This is a genomic window from Paractinoplanes rishiriensis, assembly GCF_016862375.1.
GTDB classification, from domain to species: domain Bacteria; phylum Actinomycetota; class Actinomycetes; order Mycobacteriales; family Micromonosporaceae; genus Actinoplanes; species Actinoplanes rishiriensis.
Map to the genome: position 1 here is coordinate 113,555 of NZ_BOMV01000013.1, position 22,897 is coordinate 136,451.

Annotated in this window: 12 protein-coding genes and 1 pseudogene; 4 read left to right on the forward strand and 9 right to left on the reverse strand. The window is 71.2% G+C overall.

Going from position 1 to position 22,897, the window contains the following annotated elements:
- Positions 1-88 precede the first annotated feature (88 nt).
- Positions 89-820 (reverse strand): S1 family peptidase, encoded by a 732-nt coding sequence (locus Ari01nite_RS09600; RefSeq protein ID WP_203780775.1) that lies wholly within the window; start codon positions 818-820, stop codon positions 89-91.
- Between the two features lie 169 nt (positions 821-989).
- Positions 990-3,143: pseudogene (locus tag Ari01nite_RS09605) on the reverse strand (glycoside hydrolase family 48 protein); the annotation flags it as partial.
- Positions 3,144-3,503: 360 nt separating this feature from the next.
- On the opposite strand from Ari01nite_RS09605, the gene Ari01nite_RS09610 reads away from it, so the two are divergent.
- From Ari01nite_RS09610 to Ari01nite_RS09620, 3 genes are all read left to right on the forward strand, one after another.
- Positions 3,504-4,085 (forward strand): TetR/AcrR family transcriptional regulator, encoded by a 582-nt coding sequence (locus Ari01nite_RS09610; RefSeq protein WP_203780777.1) that lies wholly within the window; start codon positions 3,504-3,506, stop codon positions 4,083-4,085.
- 99 nt (positions 4,086-4,184) lie between these two features.
- The gene (locus tag Ari01nite_RS09615; protein ID WP_203780778.1) at positions 4,185-6,362 is read left to right on the forward strand and encodes an MMPL family transporter; all 2,178 of its coding nucleotides are present in this window, start codon (positions 4,185-4,187) and stop codon (positions 6,360-6,362) included.
- Between the two features lie 114 nt (positions 6,363-6,476).
- The gene (locus tag Ari01nite_RS09620) at positions 6,477-11,267 is read left to right on the forward strand and encodes a PDDEXK-like endonuclease domain-containing protein (protein ID WP_203780779.1); all 4,791 of its coding nucleotides are present in this window, start codon (positions 6,477-6,479) and stop codon (positions 11,265-11,267) included.
- A gap of 151 nt (positions 11,268-11,418) precedes the next feature.
- Here the strand turns inward: Ari01nite_RS09620 and Ari01nite_RS09625 are convergent, their stop codons facing one another.
- The 7 genes from Ari01nite_RS09625 to Ari01nite_RS09655 all read right to left on the reverse strand — a co-directional run bounded on the left by Ari01nite_RS09625 (position 11,419) and on the right by Ari01nite_RS09655 (position 19,239).
- Positions 11,419-12,087 carry a hypothetical protein gene (locus tag Ari01nite_RS09625; protein ID WP_203780780.1) on the reverse strand — a complete coding sequence of 223 codons (669 nt, stop codon included), beginning with the start codon at positions 12,085-12,087 and terminating at the stop codon, positions 11,419-11,421.
- 96 nt (positions 12,088-12,183) lie between these two features.
- Positions 12,184-13,527 carry an NAD(P)/FAD-dependent oxidoreductase gene (locus tag Ari01nite_RS09630; protein ID WP_203780781.1) on the reverse strand — a complete coding sequence of 448 codons (1,344 nt, stop codon included), beginning with the start codon at positions 13,525-13,527 and terminating at the stop codon, positions 12,184-12,186.
- A 119-nt stretch (positions 13,528-13,646) separates the two neighbouring features.
- Positions 13,647-14,753, reverse strand: a complete 1,107-nt coding sequence (locus Ari01nite_RS09635; protein WP_203780782.1) for a glycoside hydrolase family 53 protein — start codon at positions 14,751-14,753, stop codon at positions 13,647-13,649.
- A 78-nt stretch (positions 14,754-14,831) separates the two neighbouring features.
- Positions 14,832-15,866: a LacI family DNA-binding transcriptional regulator gene (locus tag Ari01nite_RS09640; protein WP_239162609.1), complete on the reverse strand. Its 1,035-nt coding sequence runs from the start codon at positions 15,864-15,866 to the stop codon at positions 14,832-14,834.
- A 133-nt stretch (positions 15,867-15,999) separates the two neighbouring features.
- Complete coding sequence (locus Ari01nite_RS09645) at positions 16,000-16,899, reverse strand: carbohydrate ABC transporter permease (protein ID WP_438872160.1); 900 nt, start codon at positions 16,897-16,899, stop codon at positions 16,000-16,002.
- Positions 16,900-16,901: 2 nt separating this feature from the next.
- A complete protein-coding gene (locus tag Ari01nite_RS09650) occupies positions 16,902-17,849 on the reverse strand; it encodes a carbohydrate ABC transporter permease (protein WP_203780783.1) in 948 nt (315 codons plus the stop codon).
- A 73-nt stretch (positions 17,850-17,922) separates the two neighbouring features.
- Positions 17,923-19,239 carry an ABC transporter substrate-binding protein gene (locus Ari01nite_RS09655; RefSeq protein WP_203780784.1) on the reverse strand — a complete coding sequence of 439 codons (1,317 nt, stop codon included), beginning with the start codon at positions 19,237-19,239 and terminating at the stop codon, positions 17,923-17,925.
- 209 nt (positions 19,240-19,448) lie between these two features.
- On the opposite strand from Ari01nite_RS09655, the gene galT reads away from it, so the two are divergent.
- Complete coding sequence (gene galT / locus Ari01nite_RS51285; protein ID WP_307837764.1) at positions 19,449-22,841, forward strand: galactose-1-phosphate uridylyltransferase; 3,393 nt, start codon at positions 19,449-19,451, stop codon at positions 22,839-22,841.
- Positions 22,842-22,897 lie beyond the last annotated feature (56 nt).

The window sequence follows — 22,897 nt, forward strand, 5'->3', positions numbered from 1 at the left end:
AGCCGGAGGCGGGTCAGGCAATCCGGGTAGCAGGCGGGTAGCAGCGAAACGGGCCGACGCAGATCGCGCCGGCCCGTCCCGGGAAACGTCAGGCTGCGGGCAGCCCACCCACCTGGGTGTTGACCCAGGTGCGGATCGACGGCAGGTCGCCGTAGATCGACGGGCCGGTCGCGCAGGTGGCGTTGTTGTTGCCGGCGCGGCTGGTGACACCGATCAGCACCCAGCGGCCGCTCACCGAGCGGACCTGCGGGCCGCCGGAGTCGCCGTAGCAGGCGCCGGCGTTGCCGTTGGTGTTGTTGGTGCAGATCTCGTACGCCGCGTTGATGCCGGAGCAGCGGTTGTCCGCCAGGATCGATGTGTCGAGCTCGTTCGCGATCTGCGGGGTGGAGCCGCAGCCGCGGGTCGGGCAGGTCTGGCCCCAGCCGATGATCCGGGTGGCCGTGCCGGTGGCGCCGGACGTGGTCGGGATCGAGGCCGGCGCGTGCGTCACCGAACTGGCCAGCTCGAGCAGCTTCACGTCGATGCTCGGGTGGTTGACTGCGCGCCGGACCGAGACCACGGTGCCGCCGCTGGTGCGGTTGATGCTGCCGACGCGTACCGAGCTGGGAGTGGGGCAGTGCTTTGCGGTGACGGCCCAGTTCGCCTTGATGAGGGAGCCGGTACAGCCCGACACGTACACCATGAACGAGTAGTTCTCGCTGGCCTGGCGGCCGTTCACGACGTTGGTGGAGGGCTCGGCGGCTGCCGCCGCGGCGGCCGGCGCGAGCAGGCCGGTGATGGCGAGGGCGGCGGTGAGGAGTATCCGGGCGGGGTTGCGCATGCGGTCGTCCTGTCTGCCAACGGGGATGACAAGGGCGGGTTGCCCGCGCAAACGGTAGCCAGGAAGAGACATCCGTCGATACATCTCAAGTGGGAAATATTGCGGTGTGATGACACAAACGTGGGTGGGACGGTCGGAAGCCGCCCCACCCACGTTGTGGTTCGCCGAACTACGAGCCGATCAGCCGGTCATAGTCGGCCAGTGCCAACGCAACGTCCACCTGAGCCCAAAAACGGTGGTAGTTGAACGTCGGCGCCGCTCCGCCGTTCAGATAGGTCTGAACCTTGGACCATTCCGGGTCCTGCTTGAGGAAGGACCGGATGTCCAGGAACGTCTTGCCCGGGGCGATCTGGTCGCCGTTGGGCATGGTGCCGGTGTAGCCGGACGGGATGAACAGGCCGTCACCCGTGCCGCTGAGCACGTCGTCGAACCGGTTGTAGTCGTTGCGGGTCTCCGGAACCGCCACGCCCTTCGTGTCGCTGTGCGTCATCACGGCGTCGAGTAGGGCCTTCGCTGTGGTCCGGGACTGCGCATGCGCCGCCTTGGCACCATAGAAGATCAAGGTGCGGGCGTACGCGCCGGCGACGCCGACGTCGGTGGTGCGGTCCACGACGGTGACCCGCAGGTTCGCGTTGTTCACCGAGGTGGTGCCGGCCTGCCAGTTGCCGCCGGGCCGGCCGCTCCAGCGCAGGGTCGACGGGATCTGGTAGGTGCTGCCGCTGACCGTGGTGTTGGCCAGCGCCCAGGTGACCCACTTGTCGAGCAGGGCCTTGGCCCGGGCGTCACCGGTCACGTAGTAGTACTCCGCGACCCGCTCCATGGTCCACGCCTGGAAGCCGAACCACTGGTTCGACGGCGGGTCGTGGTAGACCGGCTTCTCGTCGTACGCCATGCCGTAGAAGGTCGGCGTGCCGGACGGCGGCGCGCTGTAGTTGCCGTTCCAGCTGTTGGTCGCGCCACCGGCGATCGCGCCGTCGGCGGACTGCAGCCAGGTGTAGAAGTCGATCTGCCGGGTCAGGCTGGTCGCCCAGTCGGTCTTGGCGGTGGCCGACCGCGGGGTCAGCTCCGGCACGGTGGACAGCGCCCAGGCCGCGAACGGGTTCTGGTAGCCGCCGTGGTTGTGGCTGGAGCCGATCCGCCAGGACCAGCTGCCGCTGGCACTGCCCTGCGAGCCGCCCCACGCGTAGTACCAGGACATCAGGTACGTGGAGCTGTTCTTGCCGGTGCCCGCGGCGCAGGACGCCGAGGTGCAGCCGGGCGTCTTGAAGTACTTGTCGTACATCGAGTAGCGCAGGTAGTCGCCCATCTTGGCGGCGTTCGCCACCGAGGTCGCGATCTGACCCTGCTGACCCTGCTCCTTAGCCCAGGTCAGGGCCCAGTACGCGGCCTGCACGGCGCGCGCGTCGGCGTCCGGGGCGTTGGTGTAGCGCCACTGCTGCGCGTAGCTGGAGTCACCGATGAAGATCGGGATGTAGCCGCCGTTGCCCTGCCGGCCGAAGGTGAAGGTCTCGCACGAGGGGTGCGGGACGGTCTCCCAGACCGACTCCTGCGGGCCGCGCTGATAGGTGTTGATGTACGCGGGCTTCGAGGTGCGGTCGCCGCAGTTGCCGAAGCCGTACACGTTGTCGACGTCGAGCAGCCAGTGCATGCCGTACACCTGGCTGGTGCCGTAGGTGGACTGCAACTCGGCCGCCAGCGGGTCGGCGCCGACCTTCACCGCCGGGTCGAGCTTGCCGCCGACCGCCGGGTACTGGCTCGGGTGCAGGGCCTCCGGCGCGTAGTCGGCCGGGTCCGCGGCGTTGTAGTTGCTCTGCGTCTCCTTGGGGATGATGTAGCGCTCCATCGTCTGCCACGCGGAGTTGAACGGCGCCCAGTTCTGGGTCACCCGCCCGTACATCGCCTCAAGGTAGAGCCAGTAGCTGAACGCCTCGGAGGTCGTCTCGTGCCCGTGGTCCGGCGCCTCGACGAGGAGCGTCTCGATCGAGTGGTAGGGCACCCCTTCGGGGCTGAAGTACCCGTTCGCCGGATTCTTGATCTTCTGGTACAGCGCCAGGAACTGGTCGCCGTAGGGTCCGGCGAGCGCGAGCTTGGCGGTCGGCGTGGTGTCGCCGCTGGCGGCGCCGGCCGAGATCCCGACCAGCCCGCCGGTGAACAGCAGGCCGGTGGCGACCATGGCCACCCGGCGCCGGCTTGTCTTCCATTTCATGTGCAGGTTTCTCCTCGCTAGACAGGCCGGACCGGGGCAGTCACGGCCAGTGCTCCGCACCCGTCGAGGACTGACGGGCGGTACGCAAGGTGCGGTTGAGCGTGTCGCTGAGTTACCGGGAGAGCGGCTGCGACGGCACCATTGCCCAGGCCGTTGTCGTCGTCCCCTTGCCGGGGTGCCCTCGACGATCCAGGCCCGTGCGCGGCTCCCACCACGAGATATCGACAGTCTTCCATGCGTTGCTACGGTGAACAAGATGGTGATTTAGGCCAAAGGAAAGGCTTAGGGGAGGGTGCTCCGCTAAGCCTCATTTGAGTTGATCTTTGCTGTCTCGCCTGGTCAGGCGCTTCATCACGCTCCGTGGATCAGCCCCGGCCGGGTGCTCGTTGCATGAGACTGAAGGTGGCCTGGCACTTGTGAGGACCGACACGGTCGGTGGGGGACCGAAGTGGTCCGGAAGGGACTAGCGTGGTCCACATGCCGCGTCCGACCCGGGAACAGATCGAGGACGAGATCCTCGAGACCGCGGCCACGCTGTTCGCCCGGCACGGGTTCAAGGAGACGTCGATCCAGCGGGTGGCCGACGCGGTCGGCTACTCCAAGACCGGCCTGCTGCACCGCTTCCCCTCCAAGGAGGCGCTCCAGCGCGCCGTCATCGACCGGGCCGTCGGCGAGGTGCGGGCCATCGCGGCCGCGGCCGCCGAACTGCCGCCGGGCCGCGCGCGCGACCGCGTGGTGATCACCGGCGTGGCCCGGCTCGCGCTGGACCGGCCGGGCGCCGTGGCGCTGGTGCTGTCCGGCCTGATGAACGCGCCGGACAGCGAGTTCGCCACCGTTCTCGACGACATCGGTCAACTGGTCTTCGGCGCGTTCGGCATCGACGACCCGGACTGCGCCGCGGCCGCCGACCCGATGCGCATCCTGCGGATCACCGGCGCGCTCGGTGCCCTGGCCGTGACCAGCGTGGCCCTGCACGACAAGCCCTACCCCGCCGCCCTCGACGACATCGTCACCGTCAGCTGCGACGCGCTCGGTCACGGGCGCGCCCAGATCGACTAGGCCCGACCGACTAGGCCCGACCGACTAGGCCCGACCGACTAGGCCCGACCGACTAGGCCCGACCGACTAGGCCCGACCGACTAGGCAAGGAAACCCCTCATGGCAACGCTGCTGCACCGACTCGGACTGGCCGCCGTGCGCCACCGGCTCGCCGTCACCGCCGTCTGGTTGGTGGCGCTGATCGCGGCCGCCCTCGGCGCGATCTTCCTGTCCGGACCGACCGTGAACACGTTCTCGATCCCCGGCCAGGAGTCGACCACCGCGCTCTCGCTGATGAAGGAGCGCTTCGGCGCCGCCTCGGCCGGGGCCAACGCCCAGGTGGTGTTCGCCGCGCCGGCCGGCGCCAAGGTCACCGACCCGGCGCTGGCCGGCCAGATCACCGGGGTGGTGGGCAAGCTCGGCGAACTGCCCGGCGTGCTGGCGGCCACCAACCCGCTGGACCCGCAGCAGCCGGTGGTGTCCCGCGACCAGACCGCGGCGTTCAGCACGGTCACCTACGGCGTGGTGGCCTCGGCGATCACCGTCGAGGAGCGCGAGGCGCTGCTGGCCGCAGTCGAGCAGGCCAACGCCGGCGGGCTGGTGGTCGAGGTGCGCGGCGAGGCGGCCAAGGAGTCCGGCGCCGACGTGGGCGGCCCGGCCGAGGGCATCGGTGTGGTGGTCGCGCTGCTGGTGCTGGCCGTGACCTACGGCTCGCTGGTCGCCGCCGGGATGAACCTGCTGACCGCGATCGTCGGGGTGGGCATCGGCGCGGCCGGCATCTTCACCCTCACCGGCTTCGTCGAGCTCCAGTCGACCACCTCGATCCTCGCGATCATGCTGGGCCTCGCGGTCGGCATCGACTATGCGCTGTTCATCGTCACCCGGTTCCGGCACGAGCTGCGCCGTGGCCTGCCGGTGCCGGACGCCGCGGCCATGGCGGTCGGCACGGCCGGCTCGGCCGTCGTCACCGCGGGCCTGACGGTCGTGATCGCGCTGGCCGGCCTCTCGGTGGCGGGCATTCCGTTCCTCACCGAGATGGGCATCGCGGCCGCCGCCACCATCGTGATCGCCGTGCTGGTCGCGATCACCCTGGTCCCGGCCATCCTCGGCTGGATCGGCCTGCGGGCCCTGCCGCGGCGGCAGCGGGCCGTGCCGGCCGCCGGCTCGCACGAGGCCGGCCGCGGCTTCTTCCGCGGCTGGGCCCACCTGGTGACCCGGCAGCGCTGGCTGAGCCTGCTGGTGGCGGTGGCGGCGCTGGCCGTGGTCGCCATCCCGGTCACCAGGATGGAGACCTCGCTGGTGCAGAAGGAGGTGCCGGGCAGCACCTACGCGAAGGCCGACGAGATCATCGCGCAGCGGTTCGGCCCGGGCTTCGCCGGCCCGCTGCTGGTGCTGGTGGACGGCAGCGGCGCACCCGCGTACGCGGCCTCCCTGCAGCAGCGGATCGCCACCCTGCCCGGCGTGCTGGTGGCCGCCCCGCCGCGGCCCGACCAGGCCGGCACCGCGGCGCTCATCTCGATCATCCCGGCCACCGGCCCGGACGACACAGCCACCACCGACCTGGTGCACAGCCTGCGGGACACCATCGACGACGGGCCGAACGCCAAGGTCTACGTCACCGGCACCACGGCGATCAGCATCGACGTCTCGGAGAAGCTGAGCCAGGCGCTGCCGATCTACCTTGCGCTCGTGGTCGGCCTCGCGTTCGTGCTGCTGGTGCTCGTGTTCCGGTCGATCCTGGTGCCGGTGGCCGGCGTGCTCGGCTTCCTGCTCACGATCGGCGCGGCGCTCGGCGCCACCACCGCGGTGTTCCAGTGGGGCTGGCTCACCGAGGTGGTCAACGCCCAGGTCACCGGCCCGCTGCTGAGCCTCGCTCCGATCATCATCGTCGGCATCCTGTTCGGCCTCGCGATGGACTACCAGGTCTTCCTGGTCTCCCGGATGCACGAGGCGCACGCGCACGGCTCCGAACCCCGGCAGGCCGTGGTGACCGGCTTCCGGCAGGCGGCGCCGGTGGTGGTCGCGGCCGCCACGATCATGTTCGCGGTGTTCGCCGGCTTCGTGCCGCAGGGCAACGATACGGTCAAGCCGATCGCGTTCGCGCTGGCCGTCGGCATCCTGTTCGACGCCCTGGTGGTCCGCATGGTCGCCATCCCGGCGGCGCTCGCCCTGATGGGCCGGGCCGCCTGGTGGCTGCCGAGCTGGCTGCGCCGGCTCCCGGAGCTGGACGTCGAGGGCGCGGCCCTGGAGCGCACCCCGCCGCCGGCGGCGGAACGGACCTCGGTCCCGGCCGCCTAGAAGACAGCCAGAAGTCGGACTATTCGCCCGTTTCCTCAAGATATACCGGGAATATCCGGAAGGAAGCGGGCGAATTCCCGGCGTGACGGGTCCCCGTCTTGCTGGAATTGGGGAATGCGGCCGGAATTAGCAGCGGAACTGAGCGGGCAGCCCGACGGCGCGGTCAGGGCTGCGCTCGAGACCTGGCGTTCGGGGCTGGTGGACCTCACCGACGCCAACCGGCTGCTGCACTTCGGCCGGACCCCGTCCGACGCCGTGGAGATCACCGGGCCGTCGCCGAAGAGCCTGCTGCGGGTGCTCCAGGACGACGGCAGCTTCGGCTTTCCCGGCGGCGACCCCGACGACAACCGGCCGGTCCTGCGCACCGACCTGCCCGAGAACGAACTCGGCGCCCTGCTGCACCGGTTCTACCGGCGGTCCCGGCAGGAGTTCCTGGACCGCGGCGTCTCCTCGCTCTACCTGGCCGTCGGCATGCTGCACTGGACCGACGACCGCAACACCCCGCACCAGAGCCCGATCCTGCTGGTGCCGGTGGAGATCGACCCGGCCGGCCCGGTGCTGCGGGCCCGCGGCGACGACCCGATGGTCAACCCGGCGCTGGCCCTGCGGATGGAGCCGCTCGGCATCGAACTGCCCGAGGTGCACGCGCTCGCCGAGATGGACGTCACCGTGCTGTGGGCGCACATCGACGTGGCGATCGGCGAGCAGCCCGGCTGGTACGCCGACGACGCCGTGGTGCTGACCCAGTTCGCGGTGCATCGCGAGTCGATCCACGCCGACCTGGTGGAGAACGAGCCGCACATCGCCGAGCATCCGCTGGTGCGGGCGCTGGCCACCAAGGACGCCGAGGGCACGTTCGCGTTCGACCCGGTCCCGCCGGCCGCCGTCGACGAGGTCGCACCGCCCGAGGACATCCCGCTGGTGCTGGACGCCGACGCCAGCCAGCGTGCCTGCGTGGCGGCCGCGATGGCCGGGCACAGCTTCGTGATCGACGGCCCGCCCGGCACCGGCAAGTCGCAGACCATCGCGAACATGGTCGGGTGCCTGCTGCACGCCGGCAAGCGGGTGCTGGTGGTCTCGGAGAAGGCGGCCGCGCTGGACACCGTGGCCGCCCGGCTCAGCTCGGCCGGCCTGGGCAACTACCTGCTGCCGCTGCACAGCGACCTGACCGGCCGGCGCGAGGTGGCCACCGCGCTGACCGCCGCGCTGGACACCGATCCGGTGCCGCTGGCCAGCATGGACCCGATCGACCGGCGCGCGGTCCGGGAACGGCGGGAACGCCTGAGCGCGTACGCGGAAGCCTTGAATCGCGTCCGCGAACCGCTCGGCCGGAGCCTGCACGACGTGATCGGGACCTGCGCCACGCTGCACGACGTGCCGGCCGCGCCGGTGCCCGCCGAGATCCCGGCCGAGCTCACCCCGGCGGCGCTGGACGACATCCGGCACGCGGTCAGCCGGCTGGGCCGGGTGCGCAGCGAGAGCTACCTGTGGCGGGACACGATCGAGCGGGACCCGATGGAGGGCCGGCTGCGGCAGGCGATGACCGCGCTCGGCACGCTGGCCGAGACGGTGATCGCCAACTCCACCCTGGCCGACGCGTTCGACCTGCACGAGCCGGCCGGTGCGGCGACCCTGGCGGCGCTGGCCGCGCACGCCGAGCACCGGCCCGGCAAGATCGTCGAGGAGTGGCTGACCGCGCCGAGCCTCCAGCCGGTCAAGGACGCCGCCGAGGACCTGACCAAGCACCTGGCGGCGCTGCGCTACGGCGGCATCCCGTGGGCCGAGCTGCCGTCCGCGGCCGACCTCACCAGCGTGCCCGACCTGTCGCACCTGACCCCGGAGGCGGTCGATCTCAGCCCGCTGAACGCCGCGCAGGCCGAGCACCTGGCCAACAAGTTCGCCGAGGAGGCCGACCAGCTGGAGACCCGGCAGGAGAGCCTGGACCGGGTCACCGCCCGGCTCGGCCTGCCGCACGTGGTGAGCTTCCCGGACTCCAAGCGGGTGATCACGATCTCGGAGCTGATCTCCCGGGACCACAAGCCCGAGCCGGCCTGGTTCGCCGAGGGCGGGATGGCCGCCGCGCACGCCGCGCAGCGTGCCCTGCGCAAGGCCGTCGAGGCGGTGCTGGCCGCCGAGCAGCAGGCCCGCCGGCACTTCGACGAGGGCGTGCTGAACGAGCCGATCGAGGAGATGGCCGACCGGCTGGCCAGCCGGCGTGGCGCCCGTAAGCTGCTGCGCACCTACCGGCGCGACAAGAAGGCCGCGATCGAGGCGGCGCTGCCCGAGGTCAAGCCCGAGGACGCCATCGCGAATGTGGAGGACGCGGCGGCCTGGAAGGCGGCGCTGGACGAGCTGGAGGCGCTGGCCGACGAGCACGCCGACATCCTCGGCCGGCACTGGGACGGCCTGGACACCGACTTCGCCGCGATCCAGGAGGCGCTGCACACCGCCGACGAGGTGATCCGGGAGACCCCGCCGGACGCGCTGGCCGCCGTGGTGGTGCACGTCTGCGCGCCCCGGCCGAACAGCGCGCTGCTGCGCATCGTCGGCGAGGCCCGGGACGAGTTCGACCGGTTCCGCACCACGCTGCGGACCGCACCGGCCCGCGCGCCCCGGCCGGAGCTCGCCGAGGGGGCGGTGGCCGACGCCGTGGAGTGGCTGCGGGCGCACATCGCGCCGCTGCGGGCCGCGGCCGAGATGCTGCGGGCGTACGGCGGGCCGACCGGTCGCGACCTCACCCTCGCCGAGGCGGTGGAGATCGCCCAGCAGCGCCAGGCGGCCATCGACGCCGAGGCCGCGATCTGGTCGAACGCCGGCCCGCACGCGGCGGTGCTGGGCGAGATCTACCGCGGCACCAAGACCAACGACGACCAGATGAACGAGATCGTGGCCTGGAGCGACAAGGCCCGGCGCCTCTACACCGGCCACGACAACCCGCTCAGCCCCGAACAGGCCGCCGCGCTGGCCGAGTGCGTGCCCAGCGACGGGCTGGCCGCCGCGGTCGCCAACTGGGAGCACGCCCGCGAGCAGCTGCTCAAGGGGTTCGGCACCGACCGGCAGAAGGAGCTGGCGATCGACCTGGGCGACTACGACAGTGCCCGGGACCTGCTGCTGCAGATGCTGCACGACACCGAGGGCCAGCAGGAGTGGTTCGTGCACCAGGACGCCCGGCAGGTGATCACCGGGTTCGGCTTGGAGGAGGCCCTGGAGTTCTGCGCCGACCAGGAGATCGCCACCGAGCGGATCTGGCCGGTGCTGGAACGCGCCCTCTACCGCGCCTGGACCGACGCGATCATCCGGACCGACCCGGGCCTGACCCCGGCCGACGCCGAGGACCGGATCCACCTGGTCGAGGTCTTCAAGCTGCTGGACAACGAGCTGACCGCGGCCGCGCTGGCCGACATCGTCTACGCGGTGGAGGCCCGCCGCCCGGCCACGGCCACCACCGGCGAGCCGGCCCTGATCCGCCGGGAGGGCAGCAAGAAGACCGGCCACCTGGCGGTCCGCGACCTGATCGCTCAGGCCCGGCACGCGGTGCAGGGGCTCAAGCCGTGCCTGCTGATGTCGCCGCTCGCGGTCAGCCGGCTGCTCCCGCCGGAGATCGAGTTCGACGTGGTGATCATCGACGAGGCGTCCCAGGTGACCACGGCCGACGCGATCAACTGCGTGTACCGCGGCGACGCGCTGATCATCGCGGGCGACGACCGCCAGCTACCGCCGACCACGTTCTACGACCGGGTCGAGGACGACGTCACCGACTACCCGTCGATCTTCGACCTGGCCCGCGAGACGTTCCCGGTGCTGCCGCTGGAGTGGCACCACCGCAGCCGGCACGAGTCGCTGTTCGCGTTCGCCAACCTGGCCTACTACCAGGGCCGGCTGGTCAGCCTGCCCCGCGCGTACGCCCGCGAGCCCGAGCACGGCGTCGCCATGTTCCACGTGGACGGCATCTACCACCGCGCCACCACCTCGGACAACCCGATCGAGGCCGAGGCGGTGGCGGCCCGCGTCCTGCACCACCTCACCACCCGGCCGGAACGCACGCTCGGCGTGGTGACGCTCTCGGTGGCCCAGGCCGACGCGATCGACGAGGCGGTGCAGCGGATGATCGCCGAGCGGCCGCACCTGGAGCACCTGCTCGACGACTCCGACCGGCTCACCGGCTTCTTCGTCAAGAGCCTGGAGGCGGTACAGGGCGACGAGCGCGACGTGATCATCCTGTCGGTCGGCTACGGCTACGACGAGAACGACAAGATCAGCACGAACTTCGGGGTGCTGAACCGGCCGCGCGGCTGGCGCCGGCTCAACGTCGCGATCACCCGGGCCACGCAGCTGGTCGAGGTGGTCTCGTCGATCCACGCTGCCGACGTGCCGGACATGGGCAACGAGAGCGTCCGGCACCTCAAAGCCTTTTTGGAGTACGCCGAGCGCGACGCCGCCACGCTGGGCCGCCCGGTGTCCGACCCGGAGGGTGTCACCCCGTTCGAGGAATCCGTGCTGGCCACGATCGCCGGCTGGGGTTACGCGGTGCGCCGCCAGATCGGTGCGGCCGGCCATTGGATCGACCTGGCGGTGCTGCACCCGGACCACCCCGACGACGTGTACGCGCTGGCCATCGAGTTCGACGGCCCCGGGTACCGGTCGATCGGGGCGGCCCGGGACCGCGACCGCCTGCGCGAGCAGGAACTGCGCGAGCAGGGCTGGCACCTGCACCGGATCTGGTCCACGGCGTGGTACCGCAACCAGGCCGAGGAGGCCGGCCGGCTGCTCGGCGCCATCCAGCGAGCGCTGGCCGACCCGCCGCCGGCCGCCGACCGGCTGCCGGCGGCACACGCCTGGGCTTCGACCTACCGTCCGGTGGCCCACCAACTGCTGCTCCAGCCCGAGCACGAGCTGGAGAGCTGAGCCGCCATCCCGTCTTCCCCGTACGCACATTTCCGAAATCCCGGAAATGTTCAGCCTGGGTGCGGGGCGGGGCCGGGAGTCCGGGCGGGGCCGGGAGTCCGGGCGGGGCCGGGAGTCCGGGCGGGGCCGGGAGTCCGGGCGAGGCCGGGCGTCAGGAGCCCGGGTCGGCCGTCGGCTCCGGCGTGCCCGGCTCGTCGGGCTCGGGCGTCTCCGACTCGTCCGGGTCGGGCGTCTCCGACTCGGTCGGTTCCGGCGACGCGGAGTCGTCGGGGTCCGGCGAGTCGCTCGGCGCGGGCGTCGGCGTCTCAGTCGGCGCGGGCGTCGGCGTCTCAGTCGGCGTGGGGGTCGGCGTGGGGGTCGGCGTGGGGGTCGGCTTGGGCGCCGGCTTCTTGGTGCCGGTGGCCTGCACCTTGGCCGCGGTGTAGACGGTGCCGACCCGCGTCCCGGTGATCGTGATCCGGAAGCCGGCCCCGAGGTCGGACAGCTTCTTGCGGGCGCCGTTCAGCTGGATCCGCACGCTCGACGGCACGCTGATCGTCACGGTCTTGCCCTTGGCGTCCTTGGTGCCGCCCTTCGCGACGACCGTGACGGTGCCGGCGGCGGCGTCGACGGACTTGACGGTGCCGCTGGCACTGAACTGGACCTTGACCGGCTTGACGGGCTTCGCCGGTTTCGCCGGCTTGGCGGTCGGCTTGCCCTTGAAGGCCGAGACGGCCGGCGCGGGCTGGTTGCCGGGCGCGGCGGAAGCGGCGGTCGCCACGGCGGGAACTCCGACGACGACCGCCATGACGGCAGCCAGGGCAACGGGACGAAGACGCATGACACAACTCCTTGCAGGCGGGGGGTACTCCTCTATGTCACCCCCGCCGGGGTGCGAACCGGTTGCCCGTCCGGTTGCCGCCGCGGTGCGTTCCGGCTACCTGTCGTCGAGTGCGCGGGTGAACGGGTCGCCGTACTCCCGGATGGCCCGCCGGGCGAACGCCTGCTGCACCGTGGCCACCCGCTCGGAGCGTCCCCGGCCCAGGAAGCTGACCGCCCAGTGCAGCACCGCGGTCACCCGGTTCTTGAAGCCCACCAGGTAGAACAGGTGCACCGCGACCCAGATGACCCAGGCCGGGAAGCCGGACAGCCGCAGCTTGCCGACGCTGGCCACGGCCGAGAACCGGGAGATGGTGGCCAGGCTGCCCTTGTCGAAGTACTTGAACGGCTTGTCCGGCGGCTGGCCGTCCAGGCGCCGCTTGACCTGCCGGGCCGCGTACCGGCCGCCCTGGATGGCGACCTGGGCCACGCCGGGCAGTTGCACGCCGTGCTCGTCGTTCAGGTTCATCATGTCGCCGAGCACGAAGATCTCGGGGTGGCCGGGCACGGTCAGGTCGGGGGACACGTGGATCCGGCCGGCCCGGTCGGTCTTGGCGCCGGTGACCTCGGCGATCTGCCGGGCCAGCGGGGGAGCCGCCACGCCGGCCGCCCACACCTTGGTCATCGACGGGATGCGTTCGTGGCCGCGCTCGGTCTCCACCTCGATGCCGGTGGCGTCCATGCCGACCACCTTGGTGTTCAGCTCGACCTCGACGCCCATCAGGTGCAGCTGGCGCAGCGCCCGGGTGGACAGGTGGTCGCCGAACGTGTTGAGCACCGCGCCGACCGCGTCGACCAGGATGATCCGGGCCTGGTGCGGGTCGATGTGCCGATATTGACCCGGCAGCGTGCGGTGCGCCAGCTCGGCGATCTGGCCGGCCATCTCGGTGCCGGTCGGTCCGGCGCCGACCACCACGAAGGTGAGCCAGCGGGCCACGTCGTCGGGGTCGGTCTGCAGGTCGGCGATCTCGAACGCGCCGAAGATGCGGGCGCGCAGCTCGAGCGCGTCGTCGATGTTCTTCATGCCGGGCGCGTGGTCGGCGAACTGGTCGTTGCCGAAATAGGACTGCGCAGCGCCGGCCGCCACGATCAGCGTGTCGTACTCGACCTGGTATTCGATGCCCGGTCCGGACACCGAGACGATCTTGTTCGCGGTGTCCACGCTGGTCGCCCAGCCGAGCCGGACGTCCACGTTCTTCTGCCGGCGCAGCACCTCGCGGATCGGCGGGGCGATCTCGCCCTCGCTGAGGATGCCGGTGGCCATCTGGTAGAGCAGGGGTTGGAAGAGGTGGTACGCGGTGCCGTTGATCAGTGTGATGTCGACCGGAGCCCGGCGCAGAGCCTTGATCGCGAAGAGGCCGCCGAATCCGGCGCCGATGACTACCAGCCGATGCCGCTGCATGGTCGCTCCCGTGTCTCGGTGTTCCGGTCATTACAGCGCTCTGATCAGTGCTGATTATGCCGTGAACAAGGACACGGTGCCGGGCCCGGCGTCGAAGGTCACGCCGGGCCCGGCCGGTGTCACGGGGTCCAGACCAGCGTGGGGTTCACCTTGCCGGACCAGTCGAAGATGGCCATGTTGTCCCAGCCGTTGCCGCTGCCGTTGATGTTCGCCGGGTCCCAGCCGTTGCCGTTCACGGCGGTCCAGGTCGGCTCCCAGTAGAAGACGCCGACCGCGCCGGCGCTGCGCGCGGTGTTCTGCGTCCACTGGAACTGCTGCGCCTGCCCGGCCCAGGAGGCCGGGATGTTGTCGCACAGCACGTTGCCCGGGATCGAGTTGCCGGTGCCGTCGGCGTTGCCCGTGGTGAACTGGTACGCCGTCTCGGCGATCACCACCGGCTTGCCGTACCGGGTCCGGACGTCGGTGATCACGTTGTAGAGGTTGGTCAGCGTGCCGTGCCACATGCAGTAGTACGACAGCGCCGAGACGTCCCACTGGACGCCCTGGCCGCGGATGCCGTCGAAGAACCAGCGCGCGTTCGCCATGCTGTCGGCGTCCGCCACGTGGATCCACACCTGGGTGCCGCTGTTGCACGACTTGGTGGCGTTGTAGCCCTGCTTGAGCAGGCTGCCCAGAGGCTGGAAGTTGTTGTTGGTGACCTGCCCGCGGGGCCACAGCATGCCGACGTTGATCTCGTTGCCGATCTGCACGCTGTCCGGCGTGGTGCCCTGTGCCTTCAAGGAATTGCAGATGTCGTACGTGTAGTTGTAGACGTCGGTCTGCAGCTGGGCCAGCGAGTGCGAGGCCCAGGCCGCCGGCGGGAACTGCTTGCCGGGGTCGGCCCAGGTGTCCGAGTAGTGGAAGTCGATCAGGAGCTTCAGGCCCTTGGACTTGATCGTCCGGGCCTGCTGGAGCACCTTGGCCTTGTTGTTGTAGCCGCTGGCCGGGTTGTTCCAGATGCGCAGCCGCGCGTAGTTGACACCCTTCGATTTCAGGATGTCGTACGGGTCCTGCTGCGCACCGGACGCGTTGTAGTACTTCGCGCCCAGGTCCTGGGCCCGCTGCAGGGTGGACACGTCCGCACCGAGCATGGTGAGGGGTGCCGCGTGGGCGGGGGTCGGTGAGACGGTCAGCGACAGCGCGAGGACTACGGCTGTCGCCACGAACCCGGTGAGGGATCGCTTCATGTCGCTCCTTTGCCAAGGATGCGGTTGGGGGATGACCCGTGGGGAGCGGGTCGCACCCGGCGGTGGCGCCGGGTGAGCTCAGGCGGGCGAGGAATCCCGCAGGACCAGCGAGGTGGGCACGGTGATCGACAGCGGGGTACGCCCGGCGATCACGTCGGTGAGCAGCCGGACCATCTCCTCGCTGATCCGGTCGAGCGGGTGCCGGACGGTGCTCAGCGGCGGGTCGAGGGTGGCGGCCAGGCCGGAGTCGTCGAAACCGACCACCCGTACGTCGCCGGGCACCTCGCGGCCCGCCTCGCGCAGCACCGGCAGGGTGGCGGCGGCCATCGCGTCCGAGGCCGCGAACACCGCGTCCAGGTCGGGCGCCCGTTCGAGCAGCACCCGCATCCCGGCCGCGCCGCTCGGCCGGCCCCAGTCGCCGTGCACGATCCGGGCCGGCTCGACCGGCAGGCCGTGCGCGGTGAGCGCGTCGGTGTAGCCGTGCAGCCGGTCGACGCCGCCCGCGGTGTCCTGCGGGCCGGTGATGGTGGCGATCCGCCGGCAGCCGGCCGCGATCAGGTGCTCGACGGCCGACCGGGCGCCGGCCCGGTCGTCGGCCGCCACCGAGCTGATCTGCTGCTCGTAGCCGAGCACCCGGCCGCAGGCAACGATCGGCACCTCGGCGCTGACCAGGTGGCTCAGCAGCGGGTCGCCGGAGTGCGGCGAGACCAGCAGCACGCCGTCCACGTGCCCGCCGGCCAGGTACGCCACCGTGCGGTTCCGCTCCTCGGGGGTCGAGGCGATCATCAGGATCAGGGTGAGCTCGCGGTCGGACAGCGCCTGGGCCACGCCGCGCAGCAGGACCGAGAAGTTCGGGTCCTCGAACAGCAGGTGCTGCGGCTCGGTGAGCAGGAACGCGATCGACCCGGACCGGCCGGTGGCCAGCGAGCGGGCGTGCTGGTTGGCGGTGTACCCGGTGCGGGTGATCGCCTCGCGCACGGCCCGGACGGCCTCGGGGCTGACCCACTCCCGGCCGTTGAGGACGCGGGAGACGGTGGCGTAAGAGACCCCGGCCTCGCGCGCCACGTCGCGGATGGTGGGCCGCTTGCGCCCCGGCGCGGGCGAGGTCGGCACGGCTGGGATCATAGTCGGCGCCACCTCCCGTCCCCGCTGGGTCGTCATGCTGAGCCCTCCTTCGGCATGCCCTTCTGGCCCTCGCCTGCGAGGCCGTCCGCAGGTCGCGCTGGGTGCCGCTCGGTGCAGGCGGTCATGCCTTCACCGCGCCGGCGCCCAGGTCGACCCGCCAATAGCGCTGCAGGCCGAGGAAGAGGGCGATCAGCGGCAGGATCGACAGCAGCGCGCCGGTGACCACCGAGATGTACATCGCCGGCTGGTTGGCGCCCTGGTTGAGCAGGCCGTTGAGGCCCACGGTGAGCGGGAACAGCCGGTCGTCGCCCAGCATGATGTACGGCAGCATGAAGTTGTTCCAGATCGCCACGAACTGGAAGAGGAACACGGTGACCAGCCCGGAGCGCATCATCGGCAGCGCCACCCGGGCGAACGTGCGCCAGTCGCCGGCTCCGTCGATCCGGGCCGCCTCGAGCACCTCGGTGGGCACCGCGGCGGCTGCGAAGATCCGGCACAGATAGATCCCGTACGGGGTGATGATGCTGGGCAGCAGCACCGACCAGTAGGTGTTGGTCATCCCCACCTTGGCCAGCAGCAGGTACTGCGGGATGGCCAGGATGACGCCGGGCACCAGCACCCCGGCCAGGATCAGGTTGAAGACCACCTGCTTGCCCGGGAACGTGTACTTGGCCAGCGCGAACCCGGCCATCGCGGACACCAGCGTGGACGCGGCCGCGCCGACCCCGGCGTACAGGGCGGTGTTGAGCATCCACCGCCAGTACAGGCCGTCCCGGTACGCGTTCAGGTCGGCGACGTTGTCGAACAGGTGGGTGCTGGGCGCCAGCGTGAAGGTGGAGAACAGCTCGCCGGAGCTCTTGGTCGCCGCGATCAGCACCCAGAGCACCGGGAACAGGCAGTACAGCGCGCCGAGCAGCAGCAGCACGGTGGCGGCCGGGCTGATCCGGCGGTTGCTCCGGGGCGCCGGTCCGGACGGCCGGACCACCGCGGGCGTGGCCGGGACCACGGTCGAGGTGCTCACGATCAGTCCTCCTGGTTGAAGGCGCGGTTGCCGACGAGCTTGAGGAACCCGAAGGACACGACGAAGGTGGCCAGCGCGATGATCACCGAGGTGGCAGCGGCGGAGTAGACGTCGTTGCGGGTGAACGCGTCCCGGTAGACCTTCATCAGCGGCGCCCAGGTGCTCGAGATGGTGTTGCTCAACGGCCGCAGCGTCATCGGCTCGGCGAAGACCTGCAGCGTGGCGATGAGCGAGAAGACGAACGTCATGATCAGCGAGGGCAGCACGATCGGGATCTTGATGCGCCAGGCGATCTGGCTGTCCGACGCGCCGTCCAGCCGGGCCGCCTCGTACAGGTCGGTGGGGATGGCCCGCAGCGCGGTGTAGATGACGATCATGTTGAAGCCGGTGCCGCCCCAGACCGCGATGTTGGCGATCGACCACAGCACCCACGAGCCGGAGAGCAGGTCCGGCGCGGCCAGCCCGACGCCCTCCAGCGCGTCGTTGAACGGGCTCACCCGGGGCAGGTAGAGGAAACCCCAGAGCAGCGAGGCGACCACGGCCGGCACCGCGTAGGGCAGGAAGATCGAGGTGCGGGCGAAGGTGCCGACCCGGGTGCGGCCGGCGTCCAGCAGCAGGGCCATCAGCAGCGCGAGGCCGAGCATGGTGGGAACCACGATCATCCCGTACGCGCCGACGCGGTAGACGCTCGGCAGGAAGTCCGGATCGGACAGCGACCGGGTGTAGTTCTCCAGCCCGGCCCAGATCTCGGTGCGCGAGCCGCGGCCCAGGCCCAGCCCGCTGACCTTGACCTTGCGCAGGCTCAGGTAGCCGGCGTAGATGATCGGCGCGGCCAGGAACGCGGCGAACAGGATCAGCGCCGGGGCCAGGAACGAGTACGGCGCCAGGGCGCTCTTGCCGCCCCGCTCGGACGTCCGGGGCGTGCGGGTGTTGGTGGGGAACGCCGTCACGGCCGTCACCTCTTGTCTGTTGCGGGGCTGCCCGGCAGGTGCGGACGGTGCCGCACCTACCGGGCCGGGAGTTTCAGCCGGCGACGTTGAAGCCGGTCTTCTTCATGTCGTCGACCGTGGTCTGCTGCATGGTGTCGAGTGCCTTGCTGAACTCGGCCGCGTTCTTGGACTGCGCGGCCTTGGCGAACGCGTCGTTGTAGCTGGAGTACGCGACGTTCACGTTCGGCCCGTAGGTGAACGCGTTGGTGACCTTCGCGGCCTCGGCGGCGATCGTGTAGAAGTCCGGCTGGTTCTCGAAGAACGCCGGCGGCTTGGTCAGCGCGGTGGCGGTGGCGTCCACCGACGCGGGGTAGACGTTGGCGGTGCCGGCCAGTGCCTTGAGCGCCTCGGGGTCGGTGTTCAGCCAGGCCACGAACTTGGCGGCGGCGGCCTTGTTCTTGCTCTGGGTGGTGACGCTGGTGGCCGAGCCGCCCCAGTTGCCGTTCTTGGGCGCCGCGGCGTCCCACTGCGGCAGCTGGGTGGCCTTCCACTTGCCCTTGGTGCTGGCCGCGTTGCCCTCCAGCACGCCCGGTCCCCAGACCGCGCCGAGCCAGCCCACCTGGGTGCCGTCGTTGAGCGCGGCGTTCCACTCCGGGGTGTACATCGGCTTGTTGTCGACCGCGCCCTCGGCGACCAGGCCACCCCAGTAGTCGGCGACCTTCTTGGTGTTGGCGTCGTTGATCGCGACCGTCCAGGCGTCGCCCTGCACGCCCCACCAGGACGCGCCGGCCTGCTGCGAGAGACCGGCGAACCAGCCCGCGTCGGCGGCCGAGAAGGTGCCGAGGAACTGCTTCTTGTTCGCTGCGTTGATCTTGCGCGCGGCCGCCGCGTACTCGTCCCAGGTCTTCGGCGCCTGGATGCCCAGCTTCTCGAAGACGTCGGAGCGGTAGAAGAACATCATCGGGCCGGTGTCCTGCGGCACGCCGTAGACGGCCTCGGAGCCGAGGGTCACCGAGTTCCAGGCCGACTCGGGGAACTTCGCCTTGACGTCGCCGACCTCCTTGGCGATGTCCGCGATCGCGTCGGCCGAGACCAGGGTGGGGATCTTCTGGTACTCGGCCTGCATGACGTCGGGGGCGCCGCTGCCGGCCTTGATCGCGGTGAGCAGCTTGGTGACCGCCGGGTCGCCGCCGTCCTGCTTGTTGACGGTGACCTTGATGTCGGGGTTCTTCGCGTTCCAGCCCTCGACGACCTTGTCCATGTTCGGGGCCCAGGTCCAGTAGGTGAGCTCGACCTTCTCGCCCGGCTTGGGCGCGGTGTCGCCGCCCTTGTCGTCGGAGCTGCTGCACGCGGTGGTCAACATGAGAGCTGCGGCCAGCACACCGGCCAGCGGCAGAGTTATCTTCTTCATCGATCCTCCTCGATCGGCCAGCCACGGGGAGCGCGGCCTGGGTCGCTGCCGGGGGAGACGTGCGTCACCGAACAGGACCTGTGACCGGTTACAGTGCTGCTCGGCACCACGGTTGTCAAGTCCTTGCGTCGTGCCGGTTAAGACGATGTATCGTGCGGAGCCAGATCGATGTGACCGGTTACAGTCCTTGTTTCCTGTGAGGAGCGCCAGTGCCCACCGACCCGCTACTCGTCCGGCACCATCCCTGGGCCGAGCCACCGCGCCGGCCACGGATGAGCAACGACGAGGACGTGCGTCCGGGCGTCGAGCTGACCAGCCGCTACCTGATCCGCGACGGCGTGCCCGTCATCCCGGTGTCCGGCGAGATCCACTACAGCCGGGTCCCGCGCGCCCGGTGGCGGCAGCGGCTGCGCCAGATGCGGGCCGGCGGCATCACGGTCGCCGCCACCTACGTCTTCTGGTTGCACCACGTCGAACGCCGCGGCGAGCCCCGCTTCGACGGCAATCTGGACGTGGCCGCGTTCGTCGACCTGGCCGTGGCCGAGGGTCTCGACGTGGTGCTGCGGATCGGGCCGTGGTGCCACGGCGAGACCCGCAACGGTGGCTTCCCGGACTGGGTGCAGCAGGCCCCGGTCGCGCACCGCACCGACGACCCGGCGTACCTGGACCTGGTGCGCGAGTACTTCGGTCAGCTCGCGGCGGCGCTCGGCGGCCGCTGCGGCCCGGACGGCCCGGTACTCGGCATCCAGCTGGAGAACGAGCTGTACGACCAGCCGGGCCACCTCGTCACGCTCAAGCGGCTGGTCCGCGAGGCCGGGATGTCCGCGCCGCTGTGGACCGCGACCGCGTGGGGCGGCGCCGACCTGCCGGCCGAGGACGTGCTGCCGCTGTACGGCGGGTACGGCGACGGCTTCTGGGTGGACGCCGACGCGCCCTGGGACCCGACGTTCCGGGACCACTACTTCTTCTCCCACGTCTGGGACGACCCGGGCATCGGGTTCGACGTGCGACGCCTCCAGCTGCAGGTGTCCAGCGCCGACCGGGCGCACCCGCGTACCCCCAATGCTCTTTTCCCCGCCGCCACCTGCGAGCTGGGCGGCGGCATGGCCACCGCCTACCACCGCCGGCCGCGCCCCGCGGCGCGGGACATCGCCACCATCGCGCATTGCAAGATCGGTAACGGGTCGGCCTGGCAGGGCTATTACATGTACGCGGGCGGCACCAACCCGCCCGGCGAACGCGGTCTCCAGGAGTCGCACGCCACCGGCTATCCGAACGACATGCCCCGGCTCGGGTACGACTTCCACGCCCCGATCGGCGAGGCCGGTGTGCTGTCGGCCGGCCACGCCGAACTGCGCCGGCAGCACGCGTTCCTGGCCGCGTTCGGCGGCACCCTGGCCGAGATGCCGTCCAGCCTGCCCGAGGTGCGCCCGGCCGGCGTGGAGGACTCGCAGACCCTGCGCTGGGCGCTGCGCAGCGACGGGACCAGCGGTTTCCTCTTCGTGGCCTGGCATCAGCCGCACGTGCCGCTGTCCACCTACCGGGGCGCCCAGTTCTGCGTCTCGCTCCCGGCCGGCGAGATCGTGCTGCCCGCCGAGCCGGTCGACATCCCGCCGGGCACGCTGGCCCGCTGGCCGCTCGCGCTGACCGCCGGCGGCGTGCGGCTGGACTGGGCCACCGCGTCCGCGCTCACCCTGCTGCCCGCATCATCCGGATCTTGGCCGGTGCCCACGCTCGTGCTGGTCGCCGAGGCCGGTATCGCAGCCACCTACTCGGTCGGCGGTTCCGCCGCCACCGTCGAGCCGGGCCTGTCGCCGGTCCGGCTCCGGGCCGACGGCGGCGAGCTGGACCTGCTGGTCCTGCCCGCCGCCGTCGCCGACCGGATCTGGGTGTGCGAGGACGGCCCGGCCCGGCGCCTGCTGCTGTCCGGGGCGTCACTCAGCTGGGGCGCGGACGGCCGGATCGAGGCCGACGGGGAGGTCGAGGTCTACGACGCCGGCGTCTTTGCGCCGCTACCGCTGGACGCCTATCCCGCCGCCGCTGCTGCCTCCGCCGCCGCCGATGACGTGACGCTCTCGCCGGCGCTGGTGCGTGCCGCCGGTGCGGCGGTGCCGGTGGCCTACGGCAAGTTCGACGGCCGGCAGTCGGCGCCGTCGCCGGAGACCTTCGACGAGCTCGCGGCGGTCTATCGGGTGCCGGTGCCGGACTGGGCCGCGGCCGACGCCTACCTGCACATCCGCTGGGCCGGCGACGTCGGCCAGCTGCGGGTCGGCGGGCGGGTGGTGACCGACCGGTTCTGGGACGGCTCGGAGTGGATCGTCTCGCTGCGGGACGCCGGTTTCCGTCCCGGCGCCGAGGTCACGCTGCACCTGTTGCCGCTGGCCGCGGGCTCGCCGGTGGCGCTGCCGCAGGACGCCCGCGACCGCCTGGCGGCGGCCGACGGCCAGCTTCTGGCGATCGACACGCTGCGGGTGGTCCGGCGCCGGCTCCGCCGGGAGCCTCATGCCGTACGCCGCCAGTCCCGCCGGATGGCCGACGGGCGCGAGATCATCTACTTCGACGACACGCGACCCTTCGCCGACCGGACCGCGACCGACACCCGGCCGTTGCCGCCCGCCGCGGCCGACCCGCAGATGCGGTACGACCCGCTGACCGGCGAGTGGATCGCGATCGCGGCCCACCGCAACGACCGCACCTTCCTGCCGGCGGCCGACCAGGACCCGCTGGCGCCCACCGTCCCCGGCGGTTTCCCCACCGAGATCGCCGAGGCCTCGTACGACGTCGTGGTCTTCGAGAACCGCTTCCCGTCGTTCTCGCCCCGCGTGTCCGGACCGCTCGACCTGATCGACGGCGAGGACCTGTGGCCGGTACGCCCGGCGGCCGGCCGCACCGAGGTGGTGTGCTTCTCGTCGGCCGCCACCGGCTCGTTCGGGACCCTGACCCCACACCGCGCGCGCACCGTGATCGAGGCCTGGGCCGACCGGACCGCCGAACTGGGCAGCGATCCCGCGGTCGAGTACGTCTTCGTGTTCGAGAACCGGGGCCGCGAGATCGGGGTGACGCTGCCGCACCCGCACGGCCAGATCTACGCGTTCCCGTTCCTGCCGCCGAAGGCCGCCCGGATGCTGGCGATGGCTCAGGCGCACCGCACCGGCACCGGCCGCAACCTGTTCCAGGACGTGCTGGACGCCGAGGTCCGCTCCGGCCGCCGGATTGTGGCGACCTCCGAACACTGGACCGCGTACGTGCCGGCGGCCGCGCGCTGGCCGGTCGAGGTGCACCTGGCCCCGAACCGCGACGTCCCGGACCTGCCGGCCCTGACCGCGCCGGAACGCGACGACCTGGCGCTGATCTATCTGGACGTCCTGCAGCGCCTGGACCGCTATTACCCCGGGGTCGACCGGTTGCCGTACATCTCCGGGGTTTTCCAGGCGCCCGCCCGCACCCACCGCGACCTGTTCCGCCTGCATCTGCAGGTGTTCTCGGTCCTGCGCGCTCCGGCCAAGCTGAAGTACCTGGCCGGCGTCGAATCGGCGATGGGTTCGTGGATCAGCGACACCACACCGGAACGGGTGGCGGAGCGGCTACGGGAATTGGGCTGAGCAGATCGGCGAGGCCGGGATGGGGTGGCTGCGGGAGCCACGCCGCCACCCCATCC

What these genes read in the sequence shown, in the direction of transcription:
- Ari01nite_RS09630 (WP_203780781.1), bottom strand. Translation starts at nt 13,527, where the DNA reads ATGCAGCGGCATCGGCTGGTAGTCATCGGCGCCGGATTCGGCGGCCTC.
- Ari01nite_RS09655 (WP_203780784.1), bottom strand. Translation starts at nt 19,239, where the DNA reads ATGAAGAAGATAACTCTGCCGCTGGCCGGTGTGCTGGCCGCAGCTCTC.
- Ari01nite_RS09620 (WP_203780779.1), top strand. Translation starts at nt 6,477, where the DNA reads ATGCGGCCGGAATTAGCAGCGGAACTGAGCGGGCAGCCCGACGGCGCG.
- Ari01nite_RS09615 (WP_203780778.1), top strand. Translation starts at nt 4,185, where the DNA reads ATGGCAACGCTGCTGCACCGACTCGGACTGGCCGCCGTGCGCCACCGG.
- Ari01nite_RS09625 (WP_203780780.1), bottom strand. Translation starts at nt 12,087, where the DNA reads ATGCGTCTTCGTCCCGTTGCCCTGGCTGCCGTCATGGCGGTCGTCGTC.
- Ari01nite_RS09600 (WP_203780775.1), bottom strand. Translation starts at nt 820, where the DNA reads ATGCGCAACCCCGCCCGGATACTCCTCACCGCCGCCCTCGCCATCACC.
- Ari01nite_RS09610 (WP_203780777.1), top strand. Translation starts at nt 3,504, where the DNA reads ATGCCGCGTCCGACCCGGGAACAGATCGAGGACGAGATCCTCGAGACC.
- Ari01nite_RS09635 (WP_203780782.1), bottom strand. Translation starts at nt 14,753, where the DNA reads ATGAAGCGATCCCTCACCGGGTTCGTGGCGACAGCCGTAGTCCTCGCG.